9 protein-coding genes are annotated in these 12,633 nt (G+C 36.1%); 5 read left to right on the forward strand and 4 right to left on the reverse strand.

Annotation, left to right across the window (positions count from 1 at the left end; all coding sequences use genetic code 11):
- Window positions 1-48: 48 nt before the first annotated feature.
- Complete coding sequence (locus ACT9TX_RS02035; RefSeq protein WP_481336534.1) at window positions 49-384, reverse strand: hypothetical protein; 336 nt, start codon at window positions 382-384, stop codon at window positions 49-51.
- A 195-nt stretch (window positions 385-579) separates the two neighbouring features.
- Window positions 580-2,100, reverse strand: coding sequence for a hypothetical protein (locus ACT9TX_RS02040; protein ID WP_481336535.1), 1,521 nt, complete (start codon window positions 2,098-2,100; stop codon window positions 580-582).
- Between the two features lie 181 nt (window positions 2,101-2,281).
- Between ACT9TX_RS02040 and ACT9TX_RS02045 the strand changes: the two genes are divergently transcribed.
- On the forward strand, window positions 2,282-2,758 hold the full coding sequence (locus ACT9TX_RS02045; protein WP_481336536.1) for a GAF domain-containing protein: 477 nt from the start codon (window positions 2,282-2,284) through the stop codon (window positions 2,756-2,758).
- A gap of 50 nt (window positions 2,759-2,808) precedes the next feature.
- Window positions 2,809-4,038 carry a 4-hydroxy-3-methylbut-2-enyl diphosphate reductase gene (locus ACT9TX_RS02050; RefSeq protein ID WP_481336537.1) on the forward strand — a complete coding sequence of 410 codons (1,230 nt, stop codon included), beginning with the start codon at window positions 2,809-2,811 and terminating at the stop codon, window positions 4,036-4,038.
- 78 nt (window positions 4,039-4,116) lie between these two features.
- Here the strand turns inward: ACT9TX_RS02050 and ACT9TX_RS02055 are convergent, their stop codons facing one another.
- On the reverse strand, window positions 4,117-5,151 hold the full coding sequence (locus ACT9TX_RS02055; RefSeq protein ID WP_481336538.1) for an endonuclease/exonuclease/phosphatase family protein: 1,035 nt from the start codon (window positions 5,149-5,151) through the stop codon (window positions 4,117-4,119).
- A 139-nt stretch (window positions 5,152-5,290) separates the two neighbouring features.
- Between ACT9TX_RS02055 and ACT9TX_RS02060 the strand changes: the two genes are divergently transcribed.
- The 3 genes from ACT9TX_RS02060 (at window position 5,291) to htpG (ending at window position 12,121) form a co-directional block, all read left to right on the forward strand.
- Entirely contained in the window at window positions 5,291-7,879 is a 2,589-nt protein-coding gene (locus ACT9TX_RS02060) for a TonB-dependent receptor (RefSeq protein WP_481336539.1), read from the forward strand.
- A gap of 41 nt (window positions 7,880-7,920) precedes the next feature.
- On the forward strand, window positions 7,921-9,942 hold the full coding sequence (locus ACT9TX_RS02065; RefSeq protein WP_481336540.1) for a DUF5689 domain-containing protein: 2,022 nt from the start codon (window positions 7,921-7,923) through the stop codon (window positions 9,940-9,942).
- A gap of 331 nt (window positions 9,943-10,273) precedes the next feature.
- A complete protein-coding gene (gene htpG / locus ACT9TX_RS02070; protein WP_481336541.1) occupies window positions 10,274-12,121 on the forward strand; it encodes a molecular chaperone HtpG in 1,848 nt (615 codons plus the stop codon).
- 68 nt (window positions 12,122-12,189) lie between these two features.
- Here the strand turns inward: htpG and ACT9TX_RS02075 are convergent, their stop codons facing one another.
- A complete protein-coding gene (locus ACT9TX_RS02075; protein WP_481336542.1) occupies window positions 12,190-12,606 on the reverse strand; it encodes a thiol-disulfide oxidoreductase DCC family protein in 417 nt (138 codons plus the stop codon).
- Window positions 12,607-12,633: the final 27 nt, after the last annotated feature.

Below are 12,633 nucleotides of genomic sequence, written 5' to 3' on the forward strand. Positions count from 1 at the left end.
CATCGTTTATCATGTTTAGCTTAGCCATCATGATTGTCTGCATTCTATTTATGGTTGTTCATCTGCTTTAGCCTTGCTTTTATCCCTTTTGGCTAATAGTTCTAAATACTGTTGTTCTTTGCTTTCCCATTGAAAATTGCGGTATAGCCAAGCCATAAATACGGTTATTATTAGCAATGCTAAGGCAAATACAATGGTACTCATTTTACTGTTGGCTACCATATTGGCACGTTCAAACCAGCCTGTAATTACCGCTACAATTATGGCTGCGCAAATGCCCAAGCCTACTGACATACCTTTTACAAACTGCACAAAGCTTTGTCTGTAAGTATCACGTTGCTTAGCCCAGTAAATGATATAGTCTTCTTCTTGTTTTGTAAGCATGGGGCAAAAGTAGGGCAATAGTGAGAAGTGAGTAGTGAGAAGTGAGCAGTAAGTAGTGCGTAAAGAAACCACGAGGTAAAGAAGCAATGAAAATGTATTTTCAATGTTGTTATTATCTTGAGTTAGCAAGTGTGTACAAGCTTACCTACAACTTCTGAATAAACTCTGTGCCTTTGTGTCTAATGTGGTAATACTTTATTTCTTCATACTACTCATTAAAATATAACCATCGGTAAAGGTTTTCAAGGTATCTAGTTGGCGATGCTGTTGTATGGCTTGTAATCTTAGAATATTTGGGTTGTCAAACTCATTGGTAAACCATACAATATAATGTGGCTTGGTGTTGTAGTAGCCTTGTATCTCTTGTGTATGAACGGTTTCTGGTAAAGTATTGCAGCTAAGTTTACTAAAAAAATATACCGCATCATTCGCATTGGCATAAATAGTTGTACCACTTTTAAAAAATTGCGGCTGCTTTTGCAAAAACTGCACAATAGGCGATTGCTGCCAAGTAGCATCGGTGTAACCTGGTATGCCATAATCAATCACCATGCCTCGCCAATCATCGGCCCATAAATATTGCTGATACTGAAATAAACCAACAACGGTAAGGCACAAAGCAGTTACCAACCATTTTATAGTAACTATTTTTATTTGCTTCAAAGCACCGGGTAACCAATAACTGATAGCCAATAGCATAGGTATAAAAGCGGCAGATAATAATCGGTTATTAATTTGCTCGTAACGAGAAATAGAAGCCGTAGCCACTATAAATGCCACGTAAATAACAAAAGCTACCGTGGCAATATTTTGATAAGTATAAATGGCTTTTTGTTGCCAGCAGCGTGTTGCAATTAATAATACCATCACTACAAATAGTGTAGCGGCTACAAGGTCTGCATGGCTGTAAAACATTTGTGGTAGATGTAACCAATCATAAAAGGTATTGCCATAAAATTGTAGATTATCTGCAAAAGGGGTAAGGCTTTTTTGTCTATCACCAGTTAAAGTGCCTTCAAGCCAATAATTGTAGGAAAGATTAGCTATTAAAGGCAGCAAACTACCTGCACCAAAGACGAGCAAATGCCACCATTTTTTGCGCCATACCAATTGGCCATCCATCAATATTACCAAGGCTGCAATAGCTATAAATGTAACACCTGCAAAGCGTGTAACACATGCTGCTGCTGCAATAGCGCTAAGTTGTACCAATGATTTGATGCTGTAAGTAGCACCATATTTGCGCAGCGCAACAAACAAGAATAGCAGTAGTAGAATAAACAATGTTTCGCTCCATAACATGCTATAAATTTCTATAAGCGACGAGCTAATAATAAGGCAACTTAAAAGCAGCCATTTATATAATTTGCTGCTTGTTATTTGCTGCGCTAAGCAGCCCGTAATAAAAATTACTAAGGCAAATAGTAGTGCATTTAGTATGGGTGCAATGGCAATAATATCGTGTTGCGATACAAACATAACGCTACCTAAAAAACTAGGGTAGAAGCATGGAAATACGATGAGCGGCCTACCATCAAACTGATACCAAAACCTACCTTGCTGCATATTGCGTGCAACGCTTGTATAAGTAAGTGAATCTGGCGAAACACCAATACCATGCTGCACAGCTAGCCAATAAATAATGCTTGCGCCAACAAAAGCGGCAATTAGTGCATCAATATTGTGTTTAAGTATGCTGGTTTTGGGGTGCTTCATTATTGCTACAATGGATGGCTGCTAAGATAGAGGAAACCAAGTAAGTGTATCTATAGCAGTCTATGTTAATGCAATGTTTAGTAATAGCATAGCTTAAACTTGTGTGTAAATGTTAATAGGTTAAAATGGTGATACAACTTCTTACCGAACTATTTATCTTCGCCCATAATCAACTAAAATTATGGCAGAAGACTTACACATTGCAAAAGGTACTAAGGAAGAGCAATACATAGATTTAGTACCGCAAATAGCAGCCTTGGTAGAGGGTGAAAAGTATTTAATATCTAACTTGGCTAACGTTACAGCCGCTTTAAAGCAACAGTTTAATTGGTTGTGGGTAGGCTTTTATCAAGTAAAAGGCGAGCAGTTGATGTTAGGGCCATTTCAAGGACCTATAGCCTGTACAAGAATACATAAAGGCAAGGGTGTTTGTGGTACAAGTTGGGCGCAAGCAAGAACGATTATTGTGCCTGATGTTTCAAAATTTTCTGGCCATATTGCTTGTAGCAGTGCTTCGAAAAGTGAAATTGTAATACCAATTTTGGTACATGGTGATGTAGTTGCGGTGCTAGATGTAGATAGCGAAAAGCTAGATGATTTTGATATTGTAGACCAAAAATATCTTGAGAAAATCGTTAGCCTTATAAAGTTTAAATAGCGCACAAGGTTTAGAACTCTTTACTTTATTTGTTGTTATTATACTTTATCATGAAGCAATTTGAAGTTCCTAATATTTACCGCAGCCAATTAATAAGCGCTGTAAAAGCAAAGCGTAAAAGCGAAGACAAGTTGAAGAAAGACTTTTCGCCTACGTTGCTAGATTTTGGTGCGGTGCAAATATTTCTTGCAAGGCATTTTGGCTTTTGCTATGGTGTAGAAAATGCTATAGAAATTGCTTTTAAAACCATCGACGAAAATCCAGGCAAACGTATTTTTCTGCTTAGCGAAATGATACATAACCCACAAGTAAATGCAGATTTACAAGCGCGTGGTGTACAGTTTTTGCAAGATACTTATGGTAAGCAACTGATAAGTTTTGACGACATTACCAAAGACGATATAGTGCTTATTCCAGCTTTTGGTGCAACGCTATCTATAGAGGCATTGTTAAACGAAAAAGGCATTGCTACAGAAAAATACAATACAACTTGCCCTTTTGTAGAGAAGGTTTGGAACCGCGGAGAACAAATTGCTAAAAAAGGCTACAGTATTGTAATACACGGTAAGCCAAAGCATGAAGAAACAAGAGCTACTTTTTCTCATGCGGCTGCAAATACACCAAGTATTATTGTAAATGATATGGCTGAAACCATTGCTTTGGGTAAATACATTATTGGTGAAGCAAATGCGGCACATTTTTATACAGAATTTAAAGGACAATATTCTGATGGTTTTGATATTACCAAAGACCTACAGCGCTTTGGCGTTATTAACCAAACCACGCAACTAGCTACAGATACACAAGCTATTTCTGATTATTTAAAACAATTAGTTGCCACACATTACCAACTAGATGATACAACTATTGGTGAGCGTTTTGCTGATACAAGAGATACGCTTTGCTATGCCACTAACGATAACCAAACAGCGGTAACAGGTTTACTACAAACAGGGGCTGACTTAGCATTAGTGATTGGTGGTTATAATAGTAGTAACACATCGCATTTGGTAGAGTTGTGCGAACAAAAATTGCCAACGTATTTTATAGATAGCCCTAATAAATTGCTATCAAAAGAAGAAGTGTTGCACTGCAATTGGCACACAAAAGCCACATCGGTAATTGCTAATTATTTACCACAACAACTGCCTGCAAAAATATTAATTACAAGTGGTGCAAGCTGCCCAGATGCTGTGGTAGAAAGTGTGATAGAGAAGCTACTGAGTTTTTACAATACACCAAAAACAATGGACGATATTATACAAGAATTAGTAGTTTAAGATATCATTAAAAGACCTGTTAGTTTTTTCAAAATCTAACAGGTCTAAATTTATCAGAAAGCTTATTTTTAAACTGATCTAGTTTAATTTTTTCACCATCATTAAGTAAGTAGGAAAGTGATCACTATAACCACCACGGTAGGTTAAGCCATCCCAAGTGCGCATTGGGTAGCCTTTGTATTTACCAATATTTTCTACCAAAAATTCTTTATTAAAAATGTATTGTTTGTAGAAGAAGTAGCCGCTTTGGTCTTTGCTTAACCATGGGTAACTAATCATAATTTGATCAAACAAGCCCCATGCATCTTGATAAGCCAATGTACCAATACCTTTCTTATACAAATCTGTCCAAGGGTTGTATATACCACCAGGTTTTACATCAGCAATTTTAGCTTTAGCTTTTAAAACTTCTGTAATACTAGGGCTTACCGGGTCATCATTTAAGTCTCCCATAATTACAAACTTTGCATTCGGGTCTGTTTCTGCTACTTTAGCCATTTGCACTTTACATACTGCTGCTGCTGCTGCACGGCCTGGTGCACTTCTTTCCTCGCCACCTACACGGCTAGGCCAGTGATTTACGAGTACATGAATGGTTTCACCATCAAACTTACCTTTTACCCAAAGCACATCTCTAGTATAATAGGCATCTTTACTGCCGCTTGGTAGCGCTACAAAAAGTGCTTTACTTTCTTCAGGTGTAAAATATTTTGGGTTATAAATTAATGCCACATCTACACCACGAGCATCTCTACTATCATAATGTACAAATTTGTAATTACGACTTTTAAGGAGTGGATGATGTATTAAATCATTTAGCACTGTATCGTTTTCTATTTCCGCAACACCTAAAATAGCTGGTCCATCTGGGCTAATATCCGTACCCAATTGCGATATTACAGTAGCTAATTTTTCAACTTTATTCCAGTAGATTTTGCTATTATAATTGCGAGGGCCTTTAGGTGTAAACTCATCATCATTTACCCTAGGGTTATCTGTTGTATCGTAAAAGTTCTCGCAGTTGTAAAATGCTACAATAGCTACTTTATAGTTTTTTTGCTGTGCAAATGTCCAGAAAGGTAATGTTAAAAGTAAAATAAAAATTTTCTTCATATAATTTCTTAAAGGGTAAAAATACAGTTATGACACTAAAAATTGCAGAATTTGTAGTATTATCATTGTATTACTAAAATAAAGATTGACAATTTTATGTAACAATAACCTATTTTCGTATTTGGAACAAAATTTACTTATGAGAAAATTGATATTCTTTTTGTCTGCGTTATTGGTTATAAATAGCGCTTGGGCACAAATTAAAGAGAAGCAAAAACCTATACAAGATACCGTACGTAAAAGTATAGATAGCGCTATTGTAGAAGAGTTAAAAGACAATGCTTTGGATAATATTCCAACTGTCTCGCTTGATGACAATGATTTTGGGGATGGCGGTAGCGCACAAAACATATCATCTATTCTTACAGCAGGAAGAGATCCTTTTTATTCTGCATCAGCCTATAATTTTAGCCCTGCGCGTTTTAGAATGCGTGGTTACGATAACGATTTGAATGCCACTTTTATGAATGGTATTCCTATGGATAACTTAGACAATGGCTTTACCCCATTTGGTTTATGGGGCGGCTTAAATGATGTAATGCGTAGCAGAGATTTGTCTATTGGCTTGCGTTACAACACTTTTAGCTTTGGCGATATTGGAAGTAGTACTAGTATAGATTCTAGAGCAAGTAAACAGCGTGAGCAAACTCAAGTAGGCTACTCGTTGAGTAATAGAAATTATACACACAGAGTAAATGTTTATCATGGTTCTGGCATTAGTAAAAAGGGCTGGGCTTATGTAGTTGCAGGTAGCTTTAGAGGTGCTGATGAAGGTTATGTACCTGGTACTTATTATAATAGTTATAGCTACTTTTTAGGTGTAGATAAGCGTTTTGGTCAAAAACATTTATTGTCTCTAGTGGCTTTTGGTGCGCCTACAGAAAATGGCCGTCAGACGGCAGCGGTGCAAGAAGCGATGGATTTAGTAGGAAGTAATTATTACAATCCAGCTTGGGGTTATCAAAATGGAAAAAAACGTAATACAAATGTGGCAAAAACGCATCAGCCTTACATTATACTTACGCATGATTTTAGAATTTCTAACAAAAGCTCATTAGTTACTGCATTAGGTTATTCTTTTGGCGAAAGGGCAACGACGGCTTTAGATTGGAACAACTCTGCTGACCCAAGACCAGATTACTACCGATACTTACCAAGTTATCAAGAAGATGCTACTTTAAAACAAAGAGTAGCTGATGAGTTTGCAACTAATACATCTCTAAGCCAAATTAATTGGGATAAATTGTATTTAACTAATTATGGCAGTTTTGAAACGGTTAAAGACGTAAATGGTATTGCTGGTAATAATGTATCTGGTAGGCGCTCAAGATATATTGTAGAAGAACGTGCTATTGATACAAAAAAATTCAATGTAAATACTGTATTTAATAAAAAGATTAATAATCACCTAGATTACACTGCTGGTGCATCTTTCCAGAACCAAAAAAATAACTATTTTAAAAGAGTAGGTGATTTGTTAGGTGGCGAGTTTTATGTTGATTTGAATCAGTTTGCAGAAAGAGATTTTCCTACAAATCCATTGGCAGCACAAAACAATGCATTAGCACCGAATAGAATTTTACTTAAAGATGATAAATTTGGTTATAACTACGATATCAATATTATGAAATCGGCAGCTTGGCAACAATTTGTGGTAAAGTATAATAAAGTTGACTTTTTTGTAAGTGGCGAAATTTCTAATACTCAGTTTTATAGAAACGGTAATTACAAAAACGGTTTGTATTTAAACAATTCTTACGGTCAATCTACTACTTACAATTTTAATAACTATGCTTTTAAAGGAGGCATTACTTACAAAATTGATGGTAGAAATTACTTGTATGTTGATGGTGCGATGCTTACAAAAGCGCCTTATTTTGATAATGTGTACACTTCACCAAGAACGCGTGACTTAACACAAGATAATATTACGAGTGAAAAAATCTCATCATTAGAAGGGGGTTATGTTTTGAATGCGCCAAAAATTAAGGTGAGATTAACTGGTTACTACACCAAGTTTGAAGATCAAATGAATGTTATTACCTTTTACCATGATGATTATAGGAATTTTGTAAACTACGCTTTGAGTAATATAAATAAAGTGCATTTTGGTGCTGAATTAGGTTTTGACGCAAAAATTATGAGAAATTTATCCTTAGTAGGTGCTGCTGCAATTGGTAGGTATTACTACGATAGCAAGCAACAAGCAACTGTAACACAAGATAATAGTGCTGTAGTATTAAGCAAAGAAACAGTGTATTCTGAAAACTTTAGAGTAGGTGGTACACCGCAAGAAGCTTACAGTTTAGGTATATCTTATCGTAGCCCTAAGTTTTGGTACTTTACACTTACTGGCAATTATTTCGATCAAATGTGGTTAGATTTTAACCCTATACGTAGAACAGAAGCTGCTGTAAACGGTGTAGCTAAAGATAGCGATAAGTGGAATGAAATTTTAAATCAAACACGCTTAAAGCCACAAGCTACTTTAGATTTTTTTGGTGGTTATAGTTATAGATTACCAAGGCAAAGAGGGTCTAAACACAGTCAGTATTTAGTATTTAATGTTGGTGTAAATAATTTGCTTAATAACAAGCAATTGATTACTGGCGGCTTTGAACAATTGCGTTTTGATTTTGATGCCAAGGATGTAAGCAAATTTCCACCAAAATTGTTTTATGCTTATGGTACCAATTTCTTTGCAAGCATCATTTATCGTTTCCAATAAATCTTTTTATCAAACATTCATAAAATCATAATACAAATAAGATGAAAAATAATAAATTTCTTTTAGCTTTCTCAGTAATAATGCTGCTGGCTGCAACAATTGTTATGTCGTGTAACAAAAAATTTGATGAGCCACCTTATCCAACTGACCCGAATATTACCGCTAACACAACTATTAAAGCTTTAAAAGCTAGGCATACTGTAGCTGGTGCTTACGACGAAATTAAAACCGATTTAATAATATCGGGTGTGGTTATTGCCGATGATAAAAGCGGCAATTTGTATAAAAATATATATATCCAAGACTCAACTGGTGCAATTAATGTGTTGTTAGATGCTACCAGTTTGTACGGTTCTTACCCTGTAGGTCGTAAATTATTTATTAACTGTAACGGACTTACTGTAAGTGATTATAATGGTCTAATTCAATTAGGCATTAAAGCCTTTGTTAATAATAGCCCATCTTTAGAAGGCATACCAAGTGCGCTAATTTCGAAATATATCACTGGCGGTTCTCTAAATAATCCTGTAGTACCTAAAACGGTTTCACTCAGTCAGCTAACAACCAATATGCAGGATCCATATCTTGGTTCTTTGATTCAATTAAGTAACTATGAATTTGTTGCTGGAAGTGTCACAAAAACATATGCTGATACTTCTGCTTACAAAGCTACGGGCGAATTATTAATTCAAAACTGTTCGGGTGCAAGTAGTGAGGTAATGGTACGTACAAGTGGCTTTGCCAACTTTGCAAGCTATAAAGTACCTACTGGTAATGGTATTATCAATGCTATTTATACTATTTTCAGAACTACTAAGCAATTACTTGTCCGTGACACAAGCGATGTGAAATTTTATGCTACACGTTGTAATGGGGTAGTTATTGGTGGGCCTACAACCGTCATCAATATTTCTGATGTAAAAGCATTGTATACCGGTAGCCCAGCAGCAGCACCTAGTGCTAGAAGAATTACTGGTATTGTAATTTCTGATAAGGCAGGCGCAAATATGCAAGCACAAAATTTAGTACTACAACAAGGTAATGGCCTTGCAGGTATAGTGGTGCGTTTTGATGCAGCACATTCGTTTAACCTAGGCGATTCTATTGATGTTGCTATTTCTGGAGGTACTATTGATAAATTTAGTGGTCTATTGCAAGTTGCTACTGTGCCTTTAGCTAATGCTACACTAATAAGTACAGGAAAAACAATTACACCAAGAGCAACTACTAGTGCAGCAATTAATACAAATATTGATGCATGGGAGTCAACTTTGGTAAGATTAAGTAACGCAACTATTACCGGTGGTACTGCTGGCACTTGGGGTAGCAATGGTAGCACAATTATTAACGATGGTACTGCAACTATTACGCATTTTACACGTTCTGGGGCAACGTTTCAAGCTACAGCTTACCCAACTGGTACTGTAACATCTATCACTGCTATAGTAGGTAGGTTTAATACTACCAACCAAATAGGTATTCGTAATTTAACAGATGTTGTGGGTGGTGCAACTGGTGGTGGCGGTACTGGTACTGTATTGCTAGATGAAAATTTCGAATCTACAACTGGCAACATTGCATTAACAAATTGGTTTAATGGACCAGAAGTTGGGACTAGATTTTTTACTTCGGTTTCTGCAACTGGATTTAGTAAATGTGCGCAAGCAACTGCATTTGGTACACCTGCAGACCCAACTGTAAAATCATGGTTAGTAACACGAGGTATTAACTTCAGCACGTTTACTTCTGAAATTTTTACTTTCGAAAGTAGAGCAACTTTTGCGAATGGTTCTACATTAAAAGTTTTGGTATCAAATAATTATTCTGGCGTTGGTAACCCTTGGGTAGCTGGTGTAACTTGGAATGATATATCTTCTTTATGTACACTTAGTCCCGGAACATCTACCAATGGCGCAGGTATAGCATTTACACCATCTGGTAATGTTAATTTAAGTAGCTACACTGGTACTGTTTACATTGCATTTGTGTACGAAGGTGGAGCCGCGGCACCTGCTAAAACAACAAATTGGCAAATTGATAATGTGAAGATTGTAGGTAATTAATGGGGAAATAAAAATAAATTATAGCCATCCGATTTTCGGATGGCTTTTTTATTGTGCTATAGGATGAGCATTTTAAAGTGTGCAAAATTTTGTGCAAGATATTTTGTGCACGTTTTGTTTGAAAGAAAAAATTGCCACTCGTAAAGTTGTCATGATGGCAGGGTAAGTGTTGGTGGTACTGTGTTTGATAACAGGCTATTGAAGCTAAATCTACGCTTAGATAAAAGCTGAATACCAAGACAAACGTACAAGTGTGCGACGCAACAACAGCTAAATAGTAGTACTGTAGCTGTTAACAACAATGAAAAAATAACATAAACAATACACGATTATGCAAAAAGGACAGATTAGGGTAAATACGGAAAACATTTTCCCGATTATCAAGAAATTCTTGTACAGTGAACACGATATTTTTTTACGTGAGTTGATTAGTAATGCGACTGATGCGACGCAAAAAGTGAAAACTTTATCGTCTATTGGTGAAGCAAAAGGTGATTTGGGCGAATTAAGAATTGATGTGATTTTAGATGCGAAGGAAAAGACCTTAACCTTTAGCGACCGTGGTGTTGGTATGACCAAAGAAGAGGTAGATAAATACTTGAACCAAGTGGCTTTTAGTGGTGCAGAAGAGTTTTTGACCAAGTATAAAGATGCAAGTATAATTGGTCATTTTGGTTTGGGTTTTTATAGTGCGTTTATGGTGGCTGAAAAGGTAGAAGTGATTTCTCAAAGCCACAATTTAGATGCGCCTACGGTATATTGGAGCTGCGACGGTAGTCCTGAATTTGAATTGTACGAGGTAGAGAAAAAAGACCGTGGTACAAAAATAATCTTGCATATTAATGAAGATAGCAAGGAATTTTTAGAGGCAAGCAAGGTAAAATCTGTTTTAAACAAGTTCTGCAAATTTTTACCGATACCTATTTATTTTATTGATGTTGCAGAAGAGAAAAAAGAAGATGCTGAGGCAGAAAAAAGCATCAACAATACGAACCCAATTTGGGTAAAAAAGCCAAGTGATTTAACGAAAGAAGACTACGAAAACTTTTACAAAGAATTATATCCTTTTAACGAAACACCATTGTTTTGGATTCACTTGAATGTAGATTATCCGTTTAACTTAACAGGTATTTTGTATTTCCCTAAAATTAAGCAGAGCTACGAAATACAAAAAGATAAAATTCAATTGTACAGCAATCAAGTGTTTGTAACAGACGAGGTGAAGGAAATTGTTCCTGAATTTTTGATGTTGTTGCAAGGTGTCATTGATAGTCCGGATATTCCTCTGAATGTGAGCCGTAGTTACTTGCAAGGCGATCCTAACGTTAGAAAAATTAATGCGCACATAACAAAAAAAGTAGCTGATAAATTAGACGAACTATTTAGAAACGAAAGAGCATCTTTTGAAGATAAATGGGAAAGCTTGGGCTTGTTTGTGAAATATGGTATGATGACCGATGACAAGTTCTTGGAAAAAGCCAACAAGTTTTTAATAATGGAAAATACGGTAGAGAAAAAATTCTTTACCCTTGATGAATATAAAACTGCAACCGAAGCTTTACAAAAAAATAAAGAAGGTAAGCACGTTATTATTTACACCACCAATCCTGTTCAGCAAGATGCTTATATACAAGCTGCTGTGGCAAAAGGCTATGTCGTGGTAAAAGCTGAAACCCTTGTAGATGCTGCATTTATTAACCACATGGAAATGAAATGGGATAATGTAGCGTTTGTACGTGTAGATGCTGATATAGTAGATAATCTTGTAGATAAACAAGAAAATACCGATAGCGTACTAAGCAAAGAAGATGCAGAAAGCCTCAAGAAATTATTTGAGTTTCCAGTAAGCGATTTGCACTTAACAGTAGAAGTAAAAGGGTTGGTAAATAATGATGCACCCGTGGTAGCAACTCGTCCTGAGTTTATGAGACGTATGAAAGATATGGGTGCTGCTGGTGGCGGTATGACGGCATTTTACGCACAAATGCCAGACGAAGTAACCTTAACTGTAAATGGTAATCACCCAATCTATACAAGTTTGTTACAAGAGCCAGATGTAGAAAAACGAGGTAAGCAAATTAGAAATTTAGCTGACTTGGCTTTATTATCCCAAGGTTTATTGAAAGGTGCCGAGTTAACCAACTTTATCAATAGAAGCGTTCAGTTGATGAAAGCTTAATAAATTGTTGTGAGTTTGAATATTGAGAAGCCAATCTGTAAAAGGATTGGCTTTTTTGATTGTACAATTTAATCCAAAAATCTACTCTTCAATTCAGGTGTAGGTAACCAACAAGCCTCTTGTTTACCAAACCACTTGTACCTATTTTTTGCAACAATATTATACACACCATCTCTTATAAATGTTGGTACTATAATGCACCAATGCAAAAATCGAATAGCGCCTTTCAACTGTTTAGCCACAGTAAGCGCAGCAGTTGACCGTTGGTAAATAATACCATTTTGCAATAGAATAAAAGAATTGTAATTGGTATTGCTTAATTGATGCGTTGCTAGTATTTGCTGCCCAAATTTGCTTTGTAGTGAGGCAAATAAGAAGCGATTATTTGTATCGTGTTTTATTACATATTGCACAGCACCATTGCACAAATTGCAAACCCCATCAAAAAGTATAACAGGCTGGTTCATGTCAGTTAATGCTGTCATAATGCAAAGGTAGGATAGGAAGACTGA

The sequence above is a fragment of the Parasediminibacterium sp. HNIBRBA5674 genome (genome assembly GCF_056745525.1).

Bases quoted from the DNA above. Each gene is read 5' to 3' on its own strand.
- ACT9TX_RS02035 (WP_481336534.1), bottom strand. From the start codon at position 384: ATGCTTACAAAACAAGAAGAAGACTATATCATTTACTGGGCTAAGCAA.
- ACT9TX_RS02040 (WP_481336535.1), bottom strand. From the start codon at position 2,100: ATGAAGCACCCCAAAACCAGCATACTTAAACACAATATTGATGCACTA.
- ACT9TX_RS02045 (WP_481336536.1), top strand. From the start codon at position 2,282: ATGGCAGAAGACTTACACATTGCAAAAGGTACTAAGGAAGAGCAATAC.
- ACT9TX_RS02050 (WP_481336537.1), top strand. From the start codon at position 2,809: ATGAAGCAATTTGAAGTTCCTAATATTTACCGCAGCCAATTAATAAGC.
- ACT9TX_RS02055 (WP_481336538.1), bottom strand. From the start codon at position 5,151: ATGAAGAAAATTTTTATTTTACTTTTAACATTACCTTTCTGGACATTT.
- ACT9TX_RS02060 (WP_481336539.1), top strand. From the start codon at position 5,291: ATGAGAAAATTGATATTCTTTTTGTCTGCGTTATTGGTTATAAATAGC.
- ACT9TX_RS02065 (WP_481336540.1), top strand. From the start codon at position 7,921: ATGAAAAATAATAAATTTCTTTTAGCTTTCTCAGTAATAATGCTGCTG.
- htpG (WP_481336541.1), top strand. From the start codon at position 10,274: ATGCAAAAAGGACAGATTAGGGTAAATACGGAAAACATTTTCCCGATT.
- ACT9TX_RS02075 (WP_481336542.1), bottom strand. From the start codon at position 12,606: ATGACAGCATTAACTGACATGAACCAGCCTGTTATACTTTTTGATGGG.